Genomic DNA, 22599 nt, shown 5'->3' on the forward strand with positions numbered 1-22599 from the left:
GACGCGCCGTGGGTTTCCCCGGCGACTGTTCCTTCGGCATACCTGCATCCTCGTTTCCAAGGTCAGGAGCCTCCGGGATTTCCAGGGCGTTTCAGTGGCACCATCACCGGTGAGCACGGGGTAGGCCTGCTCAAGCGCGGTGGCCTGGTGAACGAGCTCTCGCCGACGGTGCTGGGCCTTCACCGGGCGATCAAGTACGCCCTGGATCCCGCGGGAATCCTCAATCCCGGCAAGATATTCGAGTAGGGCGCGAGAGGGTATGTGGTCGGAATGACGGTCAACAGCTATCCATTCGGCGGTAAGACGGTGCTGGTCACCGGCGGCGGCTCCGGGATCGGCCGCGCCATTGCCGAGGCCTTTCTGGCCAACGGTGCCAATGTGGCCATTAGTGGACGACGCCGGGACAGACTCGACGCCGTGCTCGAGGGGCATCCCGAGCAACGCACGCTCGCGGTCGAGGCGGACGTCGCCGATGATCACTCGGCCAAGGCGATGGTCGACGCGGTCATCGAGCGGTTCGGTGCGCTCGACGTGCTGGTCAACAATGCCGCTGCCTACTTCAACGGCCCGTTCGACGAAATGTCGCTCGACAGCTGGGAATTCATTAGGAGCACGAACATCGACGGCTTCGTGCACGTCGTCCGGCACTCCGTGGCAGCGCTCGAGGAGTCCGGGGGAAACGTCGTCGTGGTCGGTTCGGTGTCCGGGGTGCGCGGAGACTGGGGCCAGGCCGCCTACAACGCGACCAAGGCCGCAATCATGAACTTCGTGCAGTCACTCGCGCTGGACTACGGCCCTCGCGGCGTCCGCTTCAACGCGGTGGCGCCTGCGCTGACGATCACCGACCTCACCAAGGACGTCGAGGACGACCCAGCGGCCCTGGCCAGCGCTGTCAACCGGATAGCGCTGGGGCGTCCGGGTCAGCCGGCGGACGTCGCGCCTGCCGTGCTGTTCCTCGCCAGTCCGGACGCCGGCTACATCACGGGTGCGTGGCTGCCCGTCGACGGCGGCACCTCGGCGAGTACCGGGCAGGCGCACTAGGTGGGCGCGTCCCCGATAGCGCATTGGTCGCAGATTCACGGCTGGTTCGGTTGGCGCGATCTGCAGGAGGAGGCCGTGAGTGCCTTCGCTGCGGGCAGCACGTTCGTCGAAGTCGGCTCCTACCTTGGCCGCAGTCTGTGTTCGCTGGCCGAGGTGGTGAGTGAGTCGGATCGCGAGTTCACCGTCATTGGCGTCGACTACTGCCGGGGTAGCGGGCGAGAGGGCACCGCCGCCAAGGACTCTCATGCCGCCGCCGTTGCCGACGGTGATGGCACCCTCGCCGGGCAGCTGCACCGCAACGTCATCGCGTGCGGTTTCGCCGACCGCGTGCACCTGTTGGTCAGTCCGTCACCGGCGGCTGCCGCGCTGTTCGCCGACGGGTCCCTGGCCTGGGTACACCTCGATGCCCGCCATGAATACGACAGCGTGCTGGCCGACATCGACGGTTGGCTGCCGAAGGTGGCACCGGGTGGCTGGCTCTCCGGGGACGACTATGACGAGCAATGGTGGCCGGGTGTGGTTGCGGCAGTGCGTGATCGCGTGCCCGACGCCGAGGAGTGCTCCACCCGCCAGTGGCGTTGGGTGAAGCCGCTGGGCGCCTGACCGCCCGCGACGTTGGTCGTCACCGTGCGACGAGGACCGCACCGGGCTGGCTAGTGCAGTTACATCCTCACGGATGCAGGTTCCACTGCCCGCAATCCTGGGCCATGACGTCGTTGACGTCGACTTCGAGTCCACCGACCACCGGGCCCGGATTCGACGCGGTGCTCACGATGCGTTGGTAGAGGACTGCGGCGGGATAGATCTGGCCGCGCGACCACGATCTGGTCTGCCACGCCCAGACGTGTCCTGGCGATTGCGACTGCCCGATCACTCCGTCCCCGGCCGCCCACTGGCATGCGTTGATTCCGCCGTATATACCGGTGCGCTGCACGCCGATCACCGAGTTGATTCCACGAAACCACGGCAACGCCAGGTTGTTCCAGGCATTGCGGTCGATGTCGTCGTCGACGCTGAAGAAGATCGGTGCGCTGCGGCCGCCGCCTGCGGCGGTGTGCAACTGCCAGGCGGTCCGCGCGTCGGCGATGCCTCCGGCGTACCCGCGGGTGAAGTCCGACGGTGCGGTCCCACCCGGCTTGCCGTACTGGTAATTGCTGACGATCACCAGGCCTGCGGCGTTGAGCGACTGCGCGTAGGGCAGCGTGATGGGCTTGGCACCGAAGGACGAACCCGGGCGCGACGTCGAGACGTAGTTGATCACGCCGGAATGGCCAGCGGCCCGGATGTCCTGGGCCGGAATCTGACGCATGGCGTAGTCGATCAGGGTGGGGGCGGCGGCCGACGCGCGCGGCGCGCCAGCGCCTGCCGCTGCGGCACCCAGCCCGGCCAGTGCCGATGCAGCGGCCGCATAGCGCAGCGCATCGCGTCGCGTCACCGGGTGTGATCGCCGCGCGGAATACCCTGGCCAGTCCTGCACCGTTGGATGTTAACAATGGGACTGCTGTGAATGTCGTAGCGTTACCGGCCGAGTCCATTTCGATATCGCCCCGTTTCGTCGGCGGAGCCCCGAGGGATCGTCGGTTGATGCGTGCGCATCGGCGACGTCGGCGTCGGTGAGATCCATCTAACAATCGAGAGTAGAAGTGACGAGAACCATAAGAACTTCGTTGGGCTAATAATTAGTGGCCCACTATTGTCGCGACATGAGTCGGGAAGCGTTGCACTGCAGTCTTGATCAGGTCGAGAGGACCCTCGGTGACTATCTTGACGAAGCTGGCAATATCGCCATCCCGGACGGTGTAACCCTGATATCGCACCTGGAACGCAACACGCGGAAGCTCGGTCAGACACCGGCGTATCGATTCTTGGACTACGCGCGGGACAACGATGGTCGAGCGGTGCAGCTGAGCTGGGCCGAGCTTGGTACCCGAGTGCAGGCTGTGGCGGCTCGATTGCAGCAGGTCATCGAGCCTGGCGACCGGGTGGCGATCCTGGCTCCCCAGGGCCTCGACTACGTCGTCGGTTTCTTCGCGGCCATCCAGGCCGGGGGCATCGCCGTGCCGCTGTTCGCGCCGGAGTTCGCCGGGCAGGCCGAAAGGCTCGATGCGGTGATCGCGGATGCGACGCCGTCGGTGGTGCTGACTACCGGTGTCGCCGCTGAACCGATCACGGCGTTCCTTCGCAAGCGTCCCTTCCTCAGCCGTCCGAGGATCTTGGCGATCGATGCGGTGCCCGATTCGGTCGCCGGCATGTTCACGCCCGTACGCGTGGACACCGACGACGTCGCCTACCTCCAGTACACGTCGGGGTCGACCCGCCACCCAGCCGGTGTGCAGATCAGCCACCGCGCCGTGTGCACCAACGTCGCGCAGATGATCCTCGCTGGTGGACTGGACACCGACATCCGCAGCGTGAGTTGGTTGCCACTTCACCACGACATGGGTCTGGTGATGATCATGTTCCCGGCGCTGTGCGGGGGACACATAACGCTGATGTCACCGCAGGCCTTCGTGAGACGACCGCATCGATGGATCAAGGCACTCGCGGACGAGGGCGCCCACGGCCGAACCTTTGCGGCAGCACCGAACTTCGCCTTCGAACTCGCTGCCCAGCGTGGGCTGCCCGCGGACGGTGAGCGGCTCGACCTCAGCAATGTGGCCGGGTTGCTGAACGGTTCCGAACCGGTGACCATGGGCGCAATCGACCAATTCCTGACGGCGTTCGCCCCATACGGGCTCGTCCCCAGTGCCATCAAACCGTCCTACGGGATGGCCGAGGCCACGCTGTCGGTGGCCAGCATCGCGCCGCAGGCCGAGCCGAGTGCGGTCCACCTCGATCGCGAACAGTTGTCGTTGAATCGGGCAGTACTGGTGAACCCGGACTCCCCGAACGCCGTTGCCCACGTGTCCTGCGGCCAGGTGGTTCGCAGCCAGTGGGGCGTGATCGTCGACCCCGCCGAGGGGGTGGAGCTGCCCGACGGACGAGTCGGCGAGATCTGGCTGCAGGGCGGCAACATCGGCAACGGCTACTGGGGTCGCGACCTCGAGACCGAGTTGACCTTCCAGAACAAACTGCAACGACGCCTCGGGCATGGCAGCCACGCCGAGGGCGCCCCGGAGGACGGATTCTGGCTACGCACCGGTGATCTCGGTGTCTACCTCGATGGTGAGTTGTACATCACCGGACGCATCAAGGACGTCGTCATCATCGATGGACGCAACCATTATCCACAGGACATCGAAGCGACCGTTTCGGAATGTTCGCGGGCTGTCCGCTCGGGATACGTCGCCGCCTTCTCGGTACCAGCCGAGAGGCTCGCAGATGTCACGGCACGCGGCTCCGGTGAACGGTTGGTGGTCATCGCCGAACGTGCCGCCGGTGCCCGCCGCGACGAACATGCATCCGCCGTCGCGGCGATCACCGCCGCCGTGGCACGTCGTCACGGCATCGCAGTGGCCGACGTCCGCATCGTGGCTGCGGGTACGCTGGCCCGCACGACCAGCGGGAAGCTCGCGCGCCGGGCATGCCGGTCTGCCTACCTCGCCGAGGCGTTCAACCCCGCGGGCAAGGCATGACGGTGGGAACCGTCGCCTGGCAACGCGTCCAACGCCGCTGACGATCGGCTTCATGGTGATCGGCATCGGCTGAAGGCAGCGAACATGAATCAGGACTGGGAGTCACTCGCGACGGGCGTCTACCGGTGTCGGCTGGCGTTTCTCGACGTCACCGTCGGGTTGGTTCTCGGCAGCGAGGGGGTGTTGCTAATCGACAGCGGAACCACCTTCGATGAGGCTCGCTCGATCGAGGCCGACGTTCTCGCCTTCGACCAGCGCGGAGTGACTCGTGTGGTGCTGACGCACGACCACTTCGACCACATCCTCGGCTCCACGGTATTCGCCGAGGCTGCGGTTCATGCCATGCCCGCAGTCGCCGAGACGATGTTGCACCGCACCGACTACCTGCGGGCACACGCGCTCGAATATGGCGCCGCTGAGGCAGATGTCGACGCCGTGATCGCCGCGGTGCGCATCCCGCAACACCTCGGAGCTCGGGCTTCGATCGACCTCGGTGACCGCACCGTAGAGGTCGAGCATCCTGGGATCGGCCACACCGACCATGACCTGATCGTGCGGGTACCGCCGCTCCATGCAACCGACCCGAACGTCGTGTTCTGCGGCGACCTGGTCGAGGAGTCCGGCGATCCCTCGGTGGCGCCTGAGTCCGACGTGGCACAGTGGCCGGCGACGTTGGACCGGGTCATGGACGTCGGCGGGCCCGGCGCCGTCTACGTCCCCGGACACGGCGCCGTCGTCGACGCGAATTTCATTCGGCGCCAACAACGATGGTTGCGGGGGCGGTGAACGGTCACGCCGGCGTCACGTCGGCACCGGAACCCTTGATCGACGACTTGGCGCGATTCTCGGCCCGCACGGTCCGGTTGCCTCGGATGAACCCGGTCGCCGATACCGTCGCCGACAGCAGCACGGCCTCCCCGGTGGCGAACGGATGGAACCCAACGCCGGCGCCCCCGCGGCCCTTGACCGGGATGTCGGCGACTTCGGTTACCTTCCAACTCCTTTCGGAAGTCGATAGGATCGCCTCACCGTTCTGACACGTGAGCGGCAGCGCCGCAATGACCTCGTCACCGTCGCCAGCAAGCTTCACGCCGGCGACACCGTTGCCTGCGGCGCCCTGTGGGTTCACCGCGGCCGGGTCGATGCGCAGCACCTTCCCGCGCCGGGTCACCAGCGCCAGGTGTTGACCGTCGGTCAGCACTCCCGACCGCACCAGCCCGGTGATGTCCGGCGCCACCGGGATGTCGCGGATCTTGTACGGCAAACCGCCGCCGGTGGTGAACTTGACCCGTCCATCGGCCCACACGGCCCAACCCAGCCCGGCGGTGAGCAGTTCGCCGTGGCTGTCGGAGAACACGCCCCGGTCGTCCAGGCGCCATGATGTGTTGACCTTGCGCTCGCGGGCGCCGTCCTCGTCGGTGCCGGCCGTCACCGGGGTGGCAGTCGCATCCAACACGGTGCGACGGTCGAACTCGGGACCATCGAACAGCTTCGCCGTCTCCTTGAGTTCCTTGTTGATCACCGTCCGCCGCGCGGTGGGATTCGACACCAGTTCGGTCAGTTCGGCGAACTCGGCGTCAAGGCGCTCGGCCTCGGCCTGTAGTTCGATCACGTCGAGTTTCGTCAGTCGCCGAAGTTGCAGCCCCAGAACGTAATCGGCCTGTTCGGCATCGATCCCGAACCGCGCCTGCAACCCCAGCCGGGCCTCGTCGACGGTGTCGGAGCCGCGGATCACCGCCACGGCGGCGTCGATGTCCAGGTGAATCGTCATCAGGCCGGCCACCAGGTGGCGGCGCGCGGTGACCTTCTCCAGGCGGTGCTCGCTGCGGCGCACCACCACCGAGTCGCGCAGCGACAGGAACGCGGCGATCAGTTCGCGCACCGACCACCACCGGGGGACCTTGTTCTCATCGAGGGCGACCAGGCTGGCGGCGAACGTCGACTCCAGCGGTGTCAGCGCGAGCAGCTGATCCCGGATGGCTTCGGCATCGTGGCCGCGTTTGGCGGTGACCACGATCCGCAGGCCGTTGCGGCGGTCGGTCAGGTCGGACATGTCGGCCACTCCGGGCAGGTCGCCCGACTCGACGAGAGACCGAATGCGTTCCTGCACAGTGGAACTCGCGACGCCGGGTGGCAGTTCCGTGACGATGACGTTCTTGCCATCCACCGACACCGTGCCGCGCACCGTGAACGCTCCGCGCCCGGTGGTGATGTACTCGCGCAACCCGTTGGTGCCGACGACGGTGGCTCCGCATCCCCAGTCCGGGCCGGGGATCAGCTCCATCAGCTTGTCGTCGGACAGGTTGGGTTTGGTCAGCAGCGCCCGGCAGGCAGCCATGATCTCGCGAGGGTTGTGCGCCGGAACCTTGGTGGCCCAGCCTTCGGCGATGCCCATGGCGCCGTTGCAGAGCAGGACCGGCCACCGCGCCGGCAGCACCGTCGGTTCGATCCATTCACCGTCGAACGTCGGGGCCATCGGCACCGCATGGTTTTCGAGTTCGGCGGTCAGCGCCGCACCGGGTGCCGACAGCCGCATCTCGGTGTAGCGGTCAGCGGCGGGGATGTCACCCTGGATGCGGGGGAAGGCGCCTTGCCCGTCGATGACCTTCACGCGCTGGAACTCGGCGGCCATCAGCGCCGCCGCGCCGTACATCGACGCGCCACCGTGCGGGTGCAGGTTGCCGGTGACCGCCGAGCAGACCTTGGAGGACTTCTGCGGCTTGTTGCCGGGCAGCAGGCGCGACTCGTGCATCTGGTAGAGCAGTCGTCGCTGGCCCGGCTTGAGCCCGTCGTATGCCGACGGGATGGCGCGATCGCTGACGCTGTAGAGCGCGAAGGTCAGCTGGTAGTGGTTCCAGTAGTCATCGGCGCTCTGGTCGAGTACCAGGTCCGGGTTCTGCTCGGGAACGTCCAGGGTGGCGGTCACGATTCTTCTTCCTAGCTGAGGTCGAGGGCGGAGGTGTCGACACGGGAGGCGATGTCGGCCATCCAGGTGCGCCTACCCTCCGGTGGGCCGCCGAACAAGGTGTGGTGCAACTTGGATTCACCGTCGTCGAGATGCACCCGAATCACCGTGCGCCGCTGCGGATCCAACACGGTGTTCCAGAAGTCGTCGGCATCCATCTCACCGAGACCCTTGTTGCGCTGCACTTCCACCTTGCGCTTGGAGGTGGCCTTCAGTTGCGCCACCGCGGCGTCGCGCTCGGACTCGTCCTGGCAGTAGATCCGTTGCGTGCCGTCCTTGACGACGAACAGCGGCGGCAGCGTGACGTAGACCATCCCGGCTTCGACGAGCGGCCGGTAGAAGTCCAGGAACATCGAGATGAGGCTGGAGTTGATGTTGCCGCCGTCGGGGTCGGCGTCGGAGGCGAAGAGGATCCGGTCGTAGCGGCACGATTCCGGATCGCAGTTGTCTCGCACGCCGCAGCCCAGGATGCGTTCGATCGAGTCGAACTCGTCCTTTACCCGCGCCTTGTTCAGGGTGAACCCATAGACGTTGGGCGGCTTGCCCTTCAGCGGGAAGGCGGCCTGGAAGGTGGCGTCACGGGCCGCCTTGATGGTGCCCAGTGCCGAATCACCCTCACACAGAAAGAGTTCGGCGCCCGATCCGCGCCCGGATTCGCGACTGGGCAGTAGTTTCGGCGGCAGTGACAGGTTCGTGCCAAGGCCCTTGGCCTTCGACGCCGCCCGTGAACGCGCCTTCGCGCCCTCGGCGCTGCGGCGCGCCCGGGCGGCCTCCAGGGCGAGCTTGGTCCACAGCGACACAGTGTCGCCGTTGGCGGGATTGGCTGCCCAGATGGTGACGCCGCGAGCCACGTCCGGGGCCATCGCGATGTTCAGCGAGCGCGACGACACCGCGGTCTTGGCCTGGGAGTCCCAAGCGACGTCGGGCGCGCGGGTGTCGACCGCCAACGCGGTGACGGCCGCGAAGTCCTGCGGCTCAGGACCGTCCTCACCCTTGGCCAGGCCGAGGTCGCGGATGCGCGACGCGCGATCGGCCAAGGCTTCGGACAATCCCTTCACCGCTGCCGTCAGATGGGATCCGCCGCCCGGGGTGCGCACGGTGTTGCAGAACGCGGCGACGGTGGCCGGCTCTGCAGGTCCCGCGGTCAGCGACCACCGGAACGGCGTCGGGCCGCGACCGGTGGTGTACTCGCCGCGGCCCTCCACGGCGGCCCGCACCCCTGGCGCAGGGGTGCCGGCGGCGGCGCACATGAGGTCCAGCAGGGTGTCGGTGCCCCATGGCCCGCCGAACGGTTCGAGCAATTCGGGCCGCACCTGCTCGCCGGGCCAGCCTTCGTCGACCACGATCAGGTGGACGCCGGGCGACATCCGTGCCGCGGCATGTGCGCGCAGCAGCACTTCGTCGATGTCGACGGTGGAGTCCGGTACCACGGCCGGGTCGAAGAGAATGCGTACCGTCGTGCCGTGCGCATCCGGTTTTCGGTTGCCGGCGCCACGCAGTTTCTGCGCGTCGGCGCGGGTGAACGGAGCCTGCGGGTCGAAGTCCTTGCCCTCGAAGACACCGGGGTAGCCGCCGCCGAAGCTCTGCAGGTAGGTCTTGCCGGCCCGGCGCACCGTCACGTCGGTGCGCGCCGAGATGAACACCGCTGCGGCGGCGCCGATTCCGTTGAGACCCGCGCCGGTGCTCGTCGCATCGGTGTGGGCGGAGAACTTGCCCCCTGCCCGCGCAGTGCCCAGCGTCTTGACGATGCCGTTCTTGCCCGTCACCGGGTCGGAGTCGACGGGCAGGCCACGGCCGTCGTCGGCGACACTGACCGAGCCGTCTTCGTGCAGGGAGATCGTCACGGTCGATCCGCCGTGGCTGGGATCGGCGACCTCTTCGATGGCGTTGTCCACCAGCTCGCGCAACGCCGTGTTGAGCACGTCGAGGCCCAGGTTCACCGCTGGCCGCAGGCGCGTGTGCTGGACATCGTCGAGCTCGGTGATGTCTGCGGCGTTGTAACTCACTACTGATCCTTTCCCTCCGGGCCGATGCCGCAGCGATCGATCCCGTCGGAGTGGCATTCTTCGGCGGCGTACGTATTGTGCCCGGTACCGCAGACATCGTTCGCCATCGCCGCGGCATGCAGTGATTCGCGGAGGTCAGCGCGAGGTGGGGCCGAGTCGGGGCGAGAGGCGGGGGTGTCACGCCGCCGTGCGCAGCATCGAGGACCGAGTACCCCGGAGGGGTATCAGTCGGAATCGTGGCTATGATCAGGGCATGGCCGAGTTGCGCTGCGAGACGGCGTTTCCGGCCCTCCCGCGGTTGCTCCTCCTGGCGGCGCTTCTCGGTGGCGTCGTCGCCATGCACGCCATCACGTTCTCCCTCGGCTCCGGCCACGGCGGTCACCCCTCATCGGTGGACGCCGCGCAGCACCACGTCGTGGCGGGGGGACATGGCGAACCCCCTGGCAGCGACCCCCGTGGTTGCGACGATTGCGGCGAGCACAGCGGATTGCACGGGTGTGTCTTCGTGATCACCGCGTTGGCAATCGCGATCGGTCTGAAACTGCTGTACTGGATCGGCACCGATCACGCGGTGGCGGTCGCGTCGACGATGGGCGCTCCCTACCGTAGTGGCCAACGGGCACCGCCCTGGACGGTGTTCACTCCTTGCGAACTGTCGATCCTGCGGGTCTGACGGGTAGGCCGGCCCGACCGCTCCCCTCGAGTGGATTACGCCTGGTCGATAGCCCAATCAACCTCACACGTCGAACCTTTCGTAAGGAATCTCACCATGTTCAGTTCCGCCATCGCCATGAAGACCACCCTGCTCACCGCCGCCATCGCGGCAGCCATCACCGTGTCCGGTTGTAGCGGCGACGCCCCCAACGCCGCCAATGCCTCGACGTCGCCGACCGTCTCGACGTCACCCGCGATGAGTGAGCCGATGCCGGGGATGGATCACGGCGGCCCATCGACCTCGACTGCCACGCGCAACGACTTCGACGACGCCGACGTCATGTTCTTGCAGATGATGTATCCGCATCACGCCCAGGCCGTCGACATGGCCAAGCTCGTCCCCAGCCGCTCCCAGGACCAGAAGGTCGTCAGCCTGGCCGAAGCCATCGAAAAGGCGCAGGCGCCCGAGATGACCCAGATGGCCGGACTGCTCGAGAGCTTCGGCAAACCAGCACCGTCGGTGGACACGTCGACTCACGAGATGCCCGGGACGGGTGGCATGCCGGGAATGATGTCGGCTGAGCAGATGACCACCCTCGCCGGCCTGTCGGGTGCGGCCTTCGACCGGATGTGGCTGCAGATGATGATCGACCACCACGCCGGGGCCATCGACATGTCCACCACGGAGCTGCGCGACGGAACCAATCCCGACGCCAAGAAGCTCGCCCAGTCGATCATCGCCGACCAGCAGGCCGAGATCGTCGAAATGCGCAGCATGCTCGGCTAGCACTGGCTGCCCCGACACCGCTCGGCGGGCGACCATCGCTCGCCGAGCGCGGCGACCGCGAGTCGGCCATCGGCGTGACGTCGGGTCACGAACTCGAACGGCGGAGGATTCCTTTTTTCGCGAAAGCGCATGCGCAAGCGCTTGCCTCCATCCTAAGCTCCTGTGGACCGCGCCGCGTGATCGGCGTCACACACAGGACGAGGGAGTCCCCATGCTCGAATCCCGAAACAGGAGCACGCTCGCGATGGGAGCGGTGCTCGTGGCCGGCTCGCTGGTTCTCGGTCTGGCCGGCTGCGGCGGATCCAACTCGGGCAGTGTCAAGGTCGGACTGATCACCAAGACCGACTCGAACCCGTATTTCGTGAAGCTGCGGGAGGCCGCGAAGGCGCAGGCCGACAAGGACGGTGCTCAGCTGATCGCCCTGGCAGGTGCATTCGACGGTGACAACGAGGGCCAGGTCGCAGCCATCGAGAACATGGTCGGCCAGGGCGTGAAGGGCATCCTGATCACCCCGAACTCCTCCACCGGAGTGCTCGACGCGATCAAGAAGGCGCGCGACGCAGGCGTCGTGGTGATCGCACTGGACACCGCCACCGACCCCGAGGACGCCGTCGACGCCACCTTCGCCACCGACAACAAGGCCGCCGGCGTCAGCCAGGGCAAGTGGGTGAAGGCCGCGCTGGGCAACACCCCACCTCAGGTCGTGATGTTGGACGGAACTCCCGGTGGCACCGTCGACACCTTCCGCCACGACGGCTTCCTCGAGGGCTTCGGCATCACGAACGACTCGCCGGAGATCGTCGGCAGGGAGAACACCAACGGCGACCAGACCAAGGCGCAGACCGCGATGGAGAACATCCTGCAGCGCGCGCCGGGGATCAACGCGCTCTACACGATCAACGAGCCGGCCGCGGCCGGTGCGTACCAGGCGATCCAGTCCGCCAACCGTGCCGGCCAGATCACCATCGGGTCGATCGACGGTAGCTGCACGGGCATCGCGGACGTGAAGTCCGGAAAGATCGGTGCGACGGTGCTGCAGTTCCCTGCCAAGATGGCCGAACAGGGCGTCGACGCCGTGGTCAAGTTCGCCAAGGACGGAACCAAGCCCAGCGGCTTCAACGACACCGGCTCGCAGCTCGTCACCGACAAGCCCGTCCCCGGACTCGAGTCGAAGGACACCGCCTGGGGCGAGAAGAACTGCTGGGGCTGAGTCGCCACATGACCACTGACGCTCCCACGACCGCGCCGTCGACGGCCAAGCCCTCCGCGGCGAGCCGGTTCAACGCTGCCAGCCTCCTGCGTGAGCCGCTGCTCGGTCCGCTGGTGGCCCTCGTCGTCGCGATCATCATCTTCAGCGCGGTCTCGGATTCCTTCCTGAATCCGCAGAACATCTCGCTGATCCTGCAGCAGTCGGTGGTGGTCGGCATTCTGGCCGTGGGTCAGACGCTCATCATCCTCACCTCCGGCATCGACCTCTCGATCGGTGCGGTCGCCGTCTTCGGCACGATCGTGATGGCCCAAAGTGCCGGTGCATACGGCCCGGTCGTGGCGCTTGGGTCGACGCTGCTGGTGTGCGTCGTGTTCGGTGCGCTCAACGGGGGCCTCGTCACGGCGCTGCGCCTGCCGCCGTTCATCGTGACGCTGGGGACGTTCACCGCGATCCTGGCGGGCACCCGCCTGCTTGCCGGTTCCGAGACCTACCGCGTCCAGCCGGGACCGCTGACCTTCCTGGGCACGTCCTTCCGCCTCGGGTCTTTCTCCACCACGTTCGGCGTGGTGACGATGCTCCTGGTCTACCTCGTCATGTGGTACGCGCTGTCCCAAACCGCCTGGGGCAAGCACATATACGCCGTCGGCGGCAATCCGCAGGCGTCGAATCTGTCCGGTATCAAGTCTGCGCGGGTGCTGTTCTCGGTATACGTCGTCACCGGGGTGATCGCCGCCATCGCCGCGTGGGCGGCACTCGGCCGCATCCCGAACGCCGACCCGAATGCCTACCAGAACGCCAACCTCGAGACCATCACCGCGGTGGTGATCGGCGGCACCAGCCTGTTCGGTGGACGCGGAGGCGTCGGCGGAACACTGGTGGGAACGTTGATCGTCGGCGTCCTGCGCAACGGCCTCACCCAGGCCGGCGTCGACAACCTCTACCAGAACATCGCCACCGGAATCCTCGTCATCGTCGCGGTGGCTGTGGATCAGTTCGCCCGCAGGAGATCACAGTGACGACCGGCAAGAGCGGCACACCCGTGCTCGAGGCCCGCGGGCTGGTCAAGCGTTACGGCAACGTGACGGCCATCAACGGGGCCGACTTCGAGCTTCGGGCGGGTGAGGTCCTCGCGGTCATCGGAGACAACGGAGCCGGCAAGTCGAGCCTGATCAAGGCCCTTGCGGGCGCAGTCATTCCAGACGCGGGCGAGATCCTGATGAACGGGTCGCCGGTGTCGTTCAAGAACACCCGCGACGCCAGGGCGGCCGGCATCGAGACCGTATACCAGGATCTCGCGGTGGTTCCGGCGCTCGACATCGCCTCGAACCTGTACCTCGGCCGCGAAGTGCGGCGAAAGGGGCTCGCGGGCAGTCTCTTCCGACGCTTGGACATGCCGCGGATGCGGCAGGAGGCATCGCAGCACCTGGCGGATCTGAAGATCGGCATCAAGTCCGTGAACCAGGCCGTGGAGACGTTGTCCGGTGGGCAGCGCCAAGGCGTTGCGGTGGCCCGCGCCGCGGCCTTCGGCCGGGGCGTGATCATCATGGACGAGCCCACCGCAGCGCTCGGCGTCCGGGAATCCGGTCAGGTCATCGATCTGATCATGTCGATCCGCGACCGCGGCATTCCGGTGGTGCTGATCAGCCACGACATGCCGCACGTCTTCGAGGTGGCCGACCGCATCCACATCCACCGACTTGGCCAGCGTGCCGGCGTCGTCGATCCCAAGCAGCGGTCGATGTCCGAGGTGGTCGCGCTGATGACCGGGGCAGAGGAGCCCACCGATTCCGAACGTGCCGGTCTCTGAGGACGCGCCGGTCGGGCTCTTCGTCGGACTGGCGACCCTCGACGTGATCCACCGCATCGCGGAAGTGCCCGCGGTGAACCAGAAGATCACCTCGGCGGCGCAATTCGTCGCGGCGGGCGGGCCTGCCGCGAACGCGGCGGTCACCTTCGCCGGGCTGGGCGGCCGGGCGATCCTGGTGACCGCCCTTGGCGACGATCCGGTCGCCGACCTGATCCGGGCCGACCTCGCCGCGTACGGCGTCAGCGTCCTCGACGCGGCGGCGGGCACCATCCGGGCGGTGCCCGTCTCGACAGTCTCGGTCGTCGAGTCGACGGGTGACCGATCGGTCGTCTCACTGGACGCCGTCAATTCCGACGCGTCACCACCGGCCGATCTGGGTGACCTCGTGGCGGAAGCCGACGTGGTGCTCGTCGATGGGCACCACCCCCTGATCGCCCGTGCTGCCGCAAACCTCGCGGCGGCATGCGACACCACGCTCGTCGTGGACGCCGGTCGGTGGAAACCGGTCATGGGCGAGCTCATTCGATATGCGACGGACATGGTGTGCTCCAACGACTTCCGGATGCCTGGCACCGAGGACTCCCGGTCGACCGCCGCGGCGCTGGTACGCGGCGGTGTGCGCACCGTCGTCACCACGCACGGAGGTGACCCCGTGCGGTGGTGGTCCGATGGGCAGTCCGGATCGGTGCCGGTGGAACCGGTGGCCGTGGTCGACACCCTGGGTGCCGGTGATGCCTTTCACGGTGCGTACGCCTACTTCGCGACGCAGGGCCACGAGGCTCTGGCCGAGCGCATCGATCGCTCGGCCCGCGTGGCGGCACTACGGTGTTCGGTGATCGGGCCGCGAGCATGGCTGCGCGAACTCTCCACCCGACTGAGTCGAAAGCGAGAACGGTGACCATCGAGCAGGACGCGCGGGACGCCACCCTGGACCAATTGGTCGAGTGGGCGGCGGCGCTCGTCGTCCCCGGCGAGCGCAGGATCCTCGGGCTCACCGGAGCTCCGGGGGCCGGAAAGTCCACCGTCGCCGAGCAACTCGTCGCCGCCCTCGGTCCAGACGTTGCCGTACTCGTCCCCATGGATGGCTTCCATCTGGCCAACGAGGTGCTGATCGACCTGGGTCGTCGGGATCGCAAGGGTGCGCACGACACGTTCGACGACGGTGGCTACGCCCGGCTGATCGCGGCGCTGCGGGCGCAGCGGGTCGACGACGCGACCGCGTACGCGCCCCGGTTCCGCCGCGAGATCGAGGAGTCGATCGGTTCCTCGATTCCCGTCCCGCCCACGGTGCCGCTGGTGGTCACCGAGGGCAACTACCTGCTGCTGGACTTCGACGCGTGGCCCGCGGCGCGGGCCTGCATCGACGAAGTCTGGTTCCTGGCCCCCGACACCGACGTTCGCCACCAGCGGCTGCTGCGCCGACACGAGGCGTACGGAAAGTCCCCGGAGGATGCCGCGTTCTGGGCCTTGGGACCCGACGAGCGCAATGCCCAGCTGATCGAGTCGACCGCAGGTCGCGCCGACCGCATCGTGCGTCTCCGGTGACCACGATGGGCGACGTGGCGCGCATCGCCGGCGTCTCCGCGTCGACGGTGTCCCACGTGCTCAACGGCACCCGCAGGGTCGACACCGCGACCCGGCGTCGCGTGGAGGCTGCCATCGAGCAGACCGGCTACCGTCGCAACGTCGTCGCCCGCTCGCTCGCGGCCGGACGCACGCACACCGTCGGATTGTCGATCTCCGCGCTGACCAATCCGTACTTCGGCAGCCTGGTGCACGCTGTCGAACGGGCGCTGTCGGATGCCGGTTACGTGTTGATCGTGGGGGATTCCCACGATGACGTCGATTCGGAGAAGCGGGTGACCGACTCGCTGCTCGACCGGCGGGTGGACGGTATGATCGTGGCCCCCGCGGCTGGGTCGGAGCGGATCACCCTCCCGAAGATCGCCGGTACCGGAACGCCCTTGGTCCTGATCGACCGCAGGGTCGACGTCGGCTGCGACCAGGTCGGTCCCGAGAACCTCGCGTCGGCCCGCGCGCTGACCGAGCATCTCCTCGACCTCGGGCACCGCCGGATCGGCGTGGTCCGCGGACTTGCCGGAATCTCCTCGACCACCGAGCGATTCGACGGCTACACGGAGGCTCTCGCAGAGCGCGGCATCGATCTCGACGACGCTCTCGTCGTGGACGGCGAGTCCAGCACCGACGTGGCGGAAAGCGCTGTCTACCAATTGATGTCGCGCGCGGATCGACCCACCGCACTGGTGTCCCTGAACAATTCGATGACCATCGGAACGCTCAAAGCCGTGCGCAGTCTTGGCCTTTCCATTCCGTCGGACGTGGCCTTCGTCTGCTACGACGACTTCGAGTGGTCCGATCTGTTCGAACCCAGGCTCACCGCGGCGGCGCAGGACGTCGAGACGATCGGCGCGACCGCCGCCGAGTTGCTGCTGCGCCGCATCCGGGGACACGACGCCGAGCCGCGACGGATTCGGGTGCCGACGACGTTCAACCACCGCAATTCCTGCGGATGTACCTGATGCTCACCGAGAGGATGCCCGGCTCATGCCGATTGCCAGCCCCGACCACTACCTCGCCATGCTCGACCGTGCCAAGGAGGGCGGGTTCGCCTATCCGGCGATCAACGTGACTAGCTCGCAGACCCTCAACGCTGCCCTGCAGGGGTTCGCCGAGGCGGACAGCGACGGCATCATCCAGGTGTCGCTCGGCACGGCACTCTACCTGTCCGGCAACGCGGTTCAGAGCCGCTTCGCCGGGTCGAGGGCACTCGCGCTATACGCGCACGAGGTGGCAGCGCACTATCCGGTCACGGTGGCGCTGCACACCGACCACTGTCCTGCCGAGAACCTCGACGACTGGGTGCGCCCGTTGATCGCCGACGCGATCGAGCGCCGAGGGCGCGGGCTGGACCCGCTCTATCAATCGCACATGTGGGACGGATCGGCGGTGCCGCTCGACGAAAACCTGCGCATTGCAACGGAATTACTTGAATCCTCGGTGAAGGCGAACACACTGCTCGAGATCGAGGTCGGTGTGATCGGTGGTGAGGAGGACGGTATCTCCCACGAGATCAACGAGCAGCTGTACTCCACCGTCGACGATGCGCGCGCCACCGTGGCGGCGCTGGGGACGGGGGAGCGCGGTCGGTACCTGACGGCATTGACGTTCGGCAACGTGCACGGCGTGTACCACCCGGATTCGGTGCATCTGCGCCCGGAGATTCTCGAGGAGATCCAGACCGTCATCGGCTCGGAAGTCGGGCGACCCCAACCGTTCGACCTGGTCTTCCACGGCGGATCGGGATCGAGCGCCGAGGACGTCGCGTCGGCGGTGGCGAGTGGAGTCGTCAAGATGAACGTCGACACCGACACCCAGTACGCGTTCACCCGGTCGATCGCCGGCCACATGATCGCCAAGTACGACCAGGTGCTCAAGGTCGACGGCGGTTACGGCGACAAGAAGGCCTACGACCCGAGGTCGTGGGGCAAACCGGCCGAGAACGCGATGTCCGCACGTGTCGTCGAGGCCGCTCAGATGCTGGGATCGGCGGGTCGGGCGATGCGTTAGGCCGGCTCCCGGGGCGGGACCATCCACCCGGCGGTCATCGCTTGAGTTGCACATCCCTCGCGTGGCATCGTGATCGTCGACGACGGTGAAGACACCGCCGGTCACGGGAACCACGATGTAGTCGTATTCGTGGACGTGTGCAGACTCCTCATTCGAGCACCCGGTCCACGCCCTGCCATGACCTCGAGCGTCGAGCGAGGGCGCCGTCTGGAACCCCACCGCCGCCTCCGGAAGATTATTCTGGTCGGATCGGTGGCTCGACGCAGACGCCGCTTCCTAGATCCATGATCCATGTGGAGGAGACTCGTGCGCCGGCTTCCCAACCGAATGACGGTGATGACCATTGGATGCGTGGCGCTGATGATCAGCGGGTGCGAGGCACAGGTTTGGGGGGCACCGCCGGCCGTCGAGACCATTCCCCCGGCGCCGGTCGCGACTCCACCGCCCTCCCTTCCCGCGCGGTCCGCCGCCCCACTCGCGGAGCCGTCGAGATCACTCGATGGGCTCGACGCCCGCGTTCGTCAGGCCACCGCGGACGCCGCGGCGTCTGGGGACGACATCGAGATAGCGGTGCTGGACCGCACGAGTGGCCGGACATTCACCAACGGATCCAGCAAGCCCTTCCCGATCGCGTCGGTGGTGAAGTTGTTCATTGCCGACGACCTGCTGTTGCAGGAGTCGCAGGGCCAGACCCAACTGTCGGACGAGGACCGTCAGTCGCTCGACCTGATGCTGCGTTCCTCGGACGACGATGCCGCCCAAACCTTCTGGGACCGCAGCGGCGGAAACGCCATCATCGCGCGAATCAAGGCCCGCTATGGATTGACCGGCACGACGGCGCCCTACAACGGCCACTGGGACGTCACGCTGAGCACCGCGAGCGATCTCGTCCGCTACTACGACATGCTGTTGAACGGCACCGGTGGGCTGCCGCCCCAGCAGGCCAACGTCATCATCGGCAACCTCGCGCAGTCGACGCCGACTGGAACGGACGGGTACCCGCAGCGGTTCGGCATTCCCGAAGGGCTCTACGCCGAACAGGTTGCGGTCAAACAGGGCTGGTTCTGCTGCTGGAACGGCAACGACCAGTTGCACGTGTCGACCGGCATCATCGGGCGCGACCACCGCTACGCGATGGCGATCAGTTCCCTGGACCCGACCGACGCCGCCGACGCCCGCGCGAACGTCACCCGCGCCGTCGAGACGATATTTCCTGGCGGCGCGATCTAGCCCGGATCGTTGGTCCGCACTGGCGGCCGGAAGGCGGACGTGACGAGGTGGCGCCGCAGCCGCCCATTGGACACCCAGAACAGGGAGTTCATCGCGGCGGCGATGCCGCGGACGTCGTCGCGCGCGGTGAGGTAGGTCCAGCGGCGTGCCTCGGGCAGCTCGAAGAACGTGTCGAAGAAGCCTGGCACGTCGGCCGGGGGCATCCGCAGCAGCGCCTCGAGGCCGATCCGCCGGATGTGATGCACGATGCGCGCCTCCCGCGACCAGATGGTCTCCCGAGCCTCCGCCAGCGCGCCGTCCGGGTCGTTCGGGAGGTGCGCGGCGAGCGCAGCGGCCAGTCGAGGGGCCAGCCGCAGCGATGCGGCCACGCTGAACCCGGTCGCCGGGTGGATCAACGGCGCGGCCGCACCGAAACCCACGACGCCGGACCCGTGGTGGCGCGGATGGTCGACCCGGAAGGACACCTTCTCGCTGCGCGCGTCCTCCGGAGGCAGGACGCCGTGACGGGCCAGCCGGGCATGTAGACGCCGGCGCAACGTGGCGATCGGCAGTCCCGGCCGGCGGGCCAGTGAGGTCTCCTCCAGCAGCACGTCCCCACCGCCGAGCGGAACCGCGTAGAGGAACGTCGGCCAGCCGCCCTCGCCGTGGTCGGGCCGCCAATCCATGAACGATGCATCGCCGGGGGCGACGAGGGGCGCAGCCGTCTCTTCGTCGACGACGAGGCCGTACGCGGTTTGGGCCGCCGGGGTGCGCCGCGACCGGGTGGCATCCAGCGGACGCACCCCACCGCCGGCGTCGACGACGATCGAGGCCTGCAGCCGGGAACCGTCGGCCAGCTCGACCACGCCCGCCTCGGGTGACCCGACGGCGCGGCCGGCCTGGATCTGGACCCCCGCCAGTTGGTCGGTGAAGTGGGCCTGCAGCGCCGTTACGTCGAGAACGGCGTATTCCCAACCCAAGTGGTGCTCCGACGTCGCGATCGCCCGGCCGGCGGCGCGAGCGGCGACCACCGAGTCCGGGAGTTCGGGCGGCAACTCCCGGCTCCACATGCCGTAGGTGGCGGTCCAGGGCCGATCCGGAGCCGGGTCCAGCACGGCGGTGGTCAGCCCAAGACGCCCGCACGCCGCCGCCAGCGCCAAGCCCGCGGGGCCGGCCCCGACCACCAAGACGTCCATCCGTCCATCGTGCCCTCTGGCCCATGGCCGGCCGCCGGTCCCCTGGGTTTGGTTGTGCCGAGGGTGGGCACACGAGGGAGGATGGCGCTCGGGTCCGCGCCCTGCGCGGTTCGCCGAGGATCCGGGAGGAATCGATGTCCGTGCACACCGATGATCCGGCCGGCGACCACGCCGACGGATCCGACGAGACGCTGCTGGTCCCCGGGCAGACCTGCTGGCGGTCGGCGCCGGCGGATCGCTACGCCGCCATCGTCGACGGGGCGGATTACCTGCGCCACGTCAAGACCGCGATGCTCGACGCGCACCATCGAATCGTCATCATCGGCTGGGATCTGGACTACCGCACGGCCTTCGAGCGAGGCGAGACGACGTTGGAGGGGCCCAATCACCTCGGGCCCTTCCTGCACTGGCTGCTGTGGAAGCGCCGCGAACTCAACGTCTACCTGCTGAAGTCCAACCTTCGCCTGCTGCCCGCATTCGACGCGTTCTGGTTCGGCGTTGCGCCGGTGAGTCTGGTCAACGAAGTCACCTCGCCGCGCATGCACTTCGCAGTCGACGGAGTGCGCCCCACCGGCGCGGTACACCACCAGAAGATCGTGGTGATCGACGATGCGGTGGCGTTTTGCGGCGGCATCGATCTGACCATCGGCCGCTGGGACACCAGTGACCATCTCCCCGCCGACCCGCGCAGGCACGGGCCCGGCGATCCGTACGGCCCCCGACACGAGGTCGCCGCCGCGATGGACGGAGCCGCCGCGCGGTTGCTCGCCCAGCAGGCTCACGAGCGGTGGGAGGCAGCGACCGGCGAATCGATGGTCAAGGACGTACCGTTCGCGTCCGTGTGGCCCGAGGGCCTCCGTCCAGCGCTGCACGACGTGGTGGTGGGGGTGGCGCGCACGCTTCCGGGGTTGCCTCATCGCGAGGAGGTCCGCGAGGTCGAGGCACTGGACCTGGCAGCGATCGCCGCCGCTCGCGACGTCATCTACCTGGAGAATCAGTACTTCGCGTCGCGCTGCATCGCCGAGGCGATCGCGGCGCGGTTGCGCGAGGAGCACGGGCCCGAAGTGGTGATCATCCTCCCGCGCAGCTCCGAGAGCCGTCTGGAAGTCGAGTCGATGGACAGCGCGCGTCAGCGCCTGGTGCGACTGCTCAGGTCGGCGGACCTGCACGAGCGGCTGGGGGTCTACTGGCCGGTGGCCGGCGGTGGAGTATCGGTGTACGTGCACTCGAAGGTGATCGCCGTGGACGGCAGGTTCCTGCGCATCGGGTCGTCGAACTTCAACAACCGCTCACTGGGCTTCGACAGCGAGTGCGACATCGCGATCGAAGCCGATCCCAGGCTTGCGAACCACGACGAGGTTCGACGCGAGATCCTCGACACCCGAGACCGTCTGGTGGCCGAGCATCTGGGGGTCTCCGTCGGAGCCTTCCGTGAGGAGGTGCAGCGGCGGGGCGCATTCCGCCATGGCATCGAAGAGTTGCGCAGCACCGGCCGATCCCTGCGCAAGTTGACCGACACCATGGTCTCCGCCGACGAGGGCCCGTTCGCGGAGAACGACCTCATGGATCCCCTGCACGTGCCTCAGTCCATCGCGCTCAGCACGCTGAAGCTGGTCGAATCGGTGGTGACGTGGCCGTTGCGCCAGACCCCATTCGCCCCGTGGTACGAGATGTTGCGCGGCATCGTCATCGACGTGGTGAGCGGCGAGAAGTCAACGCCAGCAGGAAAATCCGATCACTGACGGTGGATGTCGACCAGTAGGGGTCGGTGATCGGAGATCGGCATCAACGGCGTCTCGCGGTGTCGCACCAGCAATCCAGGGTCGTCGGTGAGGATGTGATCGAGCTGGCGCCGTGGGCGGTGGGCGGGGAACGTCGGCGAGACGGCCAGCGTCCGCAGCCCGGACCATCGCTGCGCGGCAGCCGACGAGAGATTCAGGTCGCCGACGATCAGGCGCGGTCCAGGAAGGTCTCGCAGCGCGGCGGTGATCCGGCGCAACTGGTGGCGATTCCATCCGGGCACGAAGGACAGATGGGTGTTGAGCACCGTCAACGGACCCAGCGGTGTGTCCAGCTGCGCGACGACCGCGGCCCGCGGCTCCTCGTGCATGACGACGACCCGGCGGGGAACCGAGACGTACACCGGTATCCGGGCGGGAATGTGCGGCAGGCGCAGCACCCGCCAGTCGGACACCGGAAACCGGGACAGCAGCGAGATGCCGTACGCCGCCGAGCCGGGTTGCTCGGCACCCGTCGCCGCGGTCCATCTGGATCCGGGGGTGCCCGAGATCGCGGGCACGAACCGGTGGTCGACGGCGTCCATCGCCTCGGCCGCGACGGCGGTCAGATCGACGTTTCCGGAGCGTTCCTGGTCGAGGTCGACCTCCTGGAGTGCCAGGATGTCGGGCTCGAGCCGGCGGATGCCGTCATACAACCGAGCCGCGTCGACGACGTCGCCGACGGTCCGGCCGTGCAGGATGTTGAAGGTCGCGACGCGCAGCGCGATCACCGGCTCCCCGAGGCGTCACGCCTGGCGCGCCATGAGTTTCGCCGCATGGCCA

At 67.6% G+C, this 22599-nt stretch carries 21 protein-coding genes; 16 read left to right on the plus strand and 5 right to left on the minus strand.

What is annotated here, in order from left to right:
• From SBI80_RS20760 to SBI80_RS20770, 3 genes are all read left to right on the plus strand, one after another.
• Nucleotides 1-246: FAD-linked oxidase C-terminal domain-containing protein (locus tag SBI80_RS20760; protein WP_318976714.1), on the plus strand; the 246-nt coding region annotated here is incomplete at its 5' end.
• A 24-nt stretch (nucleotides 247-270) separates the two neighbouring features.
• Nucleotides 271-1041 (plus strand): meso-2,3-butanediol dehydrogenase, encoded by a 771-nt coding sequence (gene budC, locus SBI80_RS20765; RefSeq protein WP_318976715.1) that lies wholly within the window; start codon nucleotides 271-273, stop codon nucleotides 1039-1041.
• Between the two features lie 75 nt (nucleotides 1042-1116).
• On the plus strand, nucleotides 1117-1644 hold the full coding sequence (locus tag SBI80_RS20770; RefSeq protein ID WP_318976716.1) for a class I SAM-dependent methyltransferase: 528 nt from the start codon (nucleotides 1117-1119) through the stop codon (nucleotides 1642-1644).
• 67 nt (nucleotides 1645-1711) lie between these two features.
• On the opposite strand, the gene SBI80_RS20775 is transcribed toward SBI80_RS20770, so the two are convergent.
• Nucleotides 1712-2476 carry a DUF1906 domain-containing protein gene (locus SBI80_RS20775; RefSeq protein ID WP_318976717.1) on the minus strand — a complete coding sequence of 255 codons (765 nt, stop codon included), beginning with the start codon at nucleotides 2474-2476 and terminating at the stop codon, nucleotides 1712-1714.
• 268 nt (nucleotides 2477-2744) lie between these two features.
• Here SBI80_RS20775 and SBI80_RS20780 point away from each other — a divergent pair, with 268 nt between their 5' ends.
• Both SBI80_RS20780 and SBI80_RS20785 read left to right on the plus strand, forming a co-directional pair.
• Nucleotides 2745-4616 (plus strand): fatty acyl-AMP ligase, encoded by a 1872-nt coding sequence (locus SBI80_RS20780; protein WP_318976718.1) that lies wholly within the window; start codon nucleotides 2745-2747, stop codon nucleotides 4614-4616.
• Between the two features lie 84 nt (nucleotides 4617-4700).
• Entirely contained in the window at nucleotides 4701-5402 is a 702-nt protein-coding gene (locus SBI80_RS20785; protein ID WP_318976719.1) for an MBL fold metallo-hydrolase, read from the plus strand.
• A gap of 4 nt (nucleotides 5403-5406) precedes the next feature.
• On the opposite strand, the gene SBI80_RS20790 is transcribed toward SBI80_RS20785, so the two are convergent.
• Complete coding sequence (locus SBI80_RS20790) at nucleotides 5407-7542, minus strand: DNA gyrase subunit A (RefSeq protein ID WP_318976720.1); 2136 nt, start codon at nucleotides 7540-7542, stop codon at nucleotides 5407-5409.
• An 11-nt stretch (nucleotides 7543-7553) separates the two neighbouring features.
• The gene (locus tag SBI80_RS20795) at nucleotides 7554-9587 is read right to left on the minus strand and encodes a toprim domain-containing protein (RefSeq protein ID WP_318976721.1); all 2034 of its coding nucleotides are present in this window, start codon (nucleotides 9585-9587) and stop codon (nucleotides 7554-7556) included.
• 253 nt (nucleotides 9588-9840) lie between these two features.
• Between SBI80_RS20795 and SBI80_RS20800 the strand changes: the two genes are divergently transcribed.
• The 10 genes from SBI80_RS20800 to SBI80_RS20845 all read left to right on the plus strand — a co-directional run bounded on the left by SBI80_RS20800 (nucleotide 9841) and on the right by SBI80_RS20845 (nucleotide 18863).
• The gene (locus tag SBI80_RS20800) at nucleotides 9841-10260 is read left to right on the plus strand and encodes a DUF6153 family protein (protein WP_318976722.1); all 420 of its coding nucleotides are present in this window, start codon (nucleotides 9841-9843) and stop codon (nucleotides 10258-10260) included.
• 96 nt (nucleotides 10261-10356) lie between these two features.
• On the plus strand, nucleotides 10357-11028 hold the full coding sequence (locus tag SBI80_RS20805; RefSeq protein WP_318976723.1) for a DUF305 domain-containing protein: 672 nt from the start codon (nucleotides 10357-10359) through the stop codon (nucleotides 11026-11028).
• Between the two features lie 211 nt (nucleotides 11029-11239).
• Complete coding sequence (locus SBI80_RS20810) at nucleotides 11240-12238, plus strand: substrate-binding domain-containing protein (RefSeq protein ID WP_318976724.1); 999 nt, start codon at nucleotides 11240-11242, stop codon at nucleotides 12236-12238.
• An 8-nt stretch (nucleotides 12239-12246) separates the two neighbouring features.
• A complete protein-coding gene (locus SBI80_RS20815) occupies nucleotides 12247-13254 on the plus strand; it encodes an ABC transporter permease (RefSeq protein WP_318976725.1) in 1008 nt (335 codons plus the stop codon).
• A complete protein-coding gene (locus tag SBI80_RS20820) occupies nucleotides 13251-14045 on the plus strand; it encodes an ATP-binding cassette domain-containing protein (RefSeq protein WP_318976726.1) in 795 nt (264 codons plus the stop codon). The genes SBI80_RS20815 and SBI80_RS20820 overlap by 4 nt, the downstream gene beginning before the upstream one ends.
• Nucleotides 14032-14943: a PfkB family carbohydrate kinase gene (locus SBI80_RS20825; protein WP_318976727.1), complete on the plus strand. Its 912-nt coding sequence runs from the start codon at nucleotides 14032-14034 to the stop codon at nucleotides 14941-14943. The genes SBI80_RS20820 and SBI80_RS20825 overlap by 14 nt, the downstream gene beginning before the upstream one ends.
• The gene (locus SBI80_RS20830) at nucleotides 14895-15590 is read left to right on the plus strand and encodes a nucleoside/nucleotide kinase family protein (RefSeq protein WP_413232767.1); all 696 of its coding nucleotides are present in this window, start codon (nucleotides 14895-14897) and stop codon (nucleotides 15588-15590) included. The genes SBI80_RS20825 and SBI80_RS20830 overlap by 49 nt, the downstream gene beginning before the upstream one ends.
• Nucleotides 15591-15595: 5 nt before the next feature.
• The gene (locus SBI80_RS20835) at nucleotides 15596-16585 is read left to right on the plus strand and encodes a LacI family DNA-binding transcriptional regulator (protein WP_318977023.1); all 990 of its coding nucleotides are present in this window, start codon (nucleotides 15596-15598) and stop codon (nucleotides 16583-16585) included.
• Nucleotides 16586-16610: 25 nt separating this feature from the next.
• Nucleotides 16611-17633 (plus strand): class II fructose-bisphosphate aldolase, encoded by a 1023-nt coding sequence (fbaA, locus tag SBI80_RS20840; RefSeq protein ID WP_318976729.1) that lies wholly within the window; start codon nucleotides 16611-16613, stop codon nucleotides 17631-17633.
• Between the two features lie 291 nt (nucleotides 17634-17924).
• On the plus strand, nucleotides 17925-18863 hold the full coding sequence (locus SBI80_RS20845; RefSeq protein ID WP_318976730.1) for a serine hydrolase: 939 nt from the start codon (nucleotides 17925-17927) through the stop codon (nucleotides 18861-18863).
• Here SBI80_RS20845 and SBI80_RS20850 read toward each other — a convergent pair.
• Entirely contained in the window at nucleotides 18860-20038 is a 1179-nt protein-coding gene (locus SBI80_RS20850; protein ID WP_318976731.1) for a lycopene cyclase family protein, read from the minus strand. The two genes, SBI80_RS20845 and SBI80_RS20850, sit on opposite strands and share 4 nt — an antisense overlap.
• 134 nt (nucleotides 20039-20172) lie before the next feature.
• Here SBI80_RS20850 and SBI80_RS20855 point away from each other — a divergent pair, with 134 nt between their 5' ends.
• Entirely contained in the window at nucleotides 20173-21780 is a 1608-nt protein-coding gene (locus SBI80_RS20855) for a phospholipase D-like domain-containing protein (RefSeq protein WP_318976732.1), read from the plus strand.
• On the opposite strand, the gene SBI80_RS20860 is transcribed toward SBI80_RS20855, so the two are convergent.
• Nucleotides 21774-22538, minus strand: coding sequence for an endonuclease/exonuclease/phosphatase family protein (locus SBI80_RS20860; RefSeq protein ID WP_318977024.1), 765 nt, complete (start codon nucleotides 22536-22538; stop codon nucleotides 21774-21776). The genes SBI80_RS20855 and SBI80_RS20860 overlap by 7 nt on opposite strands.
• Between the last annotated feature and the right edge of the window lie 61 nt (nucleotides 22539-22599).

This window comes from Mycolicibacterium sichuanense (genome assembly GCF_033741125.1).
GTDB lineage: Bacteria > Actinomycetota > Actinomycetes > Mycobacteriales > Mycobacteriaceae > Mycobacterium.

Coding starts and splice junctions, on each gene's coding strand:
- budC (WP_318976715.1), top strand. CDS start 271: ATGACGGTCAACAGCTATCCATTCGGCGGTAAGACGGTGCTGGTCACC.
- SBI80_RS20780 (WP_318976718.1), top strand. CDS start 2,745: ATGAGTCGGGAAGCGTTGCACTGCAGTCTTGATCAGGTCGAGAGGACC.
- SBI80_RS20785 (WP_318976719.1), top strand. CDS start 4,701: ATGAATCAGGACTGGGAGTCACTCGCGACGGGCGTCTACCGGTGTCGG.
- SBI80_RS20800 (WP_318976722.1), top strand. CDS start 9,841: ATGGCCGAGTTGCGCTGCGAGACGGCGTTTCCGGCCCTCCCGCGGTTG.
- SBI80_RS20805 (WP_318976723.1), top strand. CDS start 10,357: ATGTTCAGTTCCGCCATCGCCATGAAGACCACCCTGCTCACCGCCGCC.
- SBI80_RS20810 (WP_318976724.1), top strand. CDS start 11,240: ATGCTCGAATCCCGAAACAGGAGCACGCTCGCGATGGGAGCGGTGCTC.
- SBI80_RS20815 (WP_318976725.1), top strand. CDS start 12,247: ATGACCACTGACGCTCCCACGACCGCGCCGTCGACGGCCAAGCCCTCC.
- SBI80_RS20830 (WP_413232767.1), top strand. CDS start 14,895: ATGGCTGCGCGAACTCTCCACCCGACTGAGTCGAAAGCGAGAACGGTG.
- SBI80_RS20835 (WP_318977023.1), top strand. CDS start 15,596: ATGGGCGACGTGGCGCGCATCGCCGGCGTCTCCGCGTCGACGGTGTCC.
- fbaA (WP_318976729.1), top strand. CDS start 16,611: ATGCCGATTGCCAGCCCCGACCACTACCTCGCCATGCTCGACCGTGCC.
- SBI80_RS20845 (WP_318976730.1), top strand. CDS start 17,925: ATGTGGAGGAGACTCGTGCGCCGGCTTCCCAACCGAATGACGGTGATG.
- SBI80_RS20850 (WP_318976731.1), bottom strand. CDS start 20,038: ATGGACGTCTTGGTGGTCGGGGCCGGCCCCGCGGGCTTGGCGCTGGCG.
- SBI80_RS20855 (WP_318976732.1), top strand. CDS start 20,173: ATGTCCGTGCACACCGATGATCCGGCCGGCGACCACGCCGACGGATCC.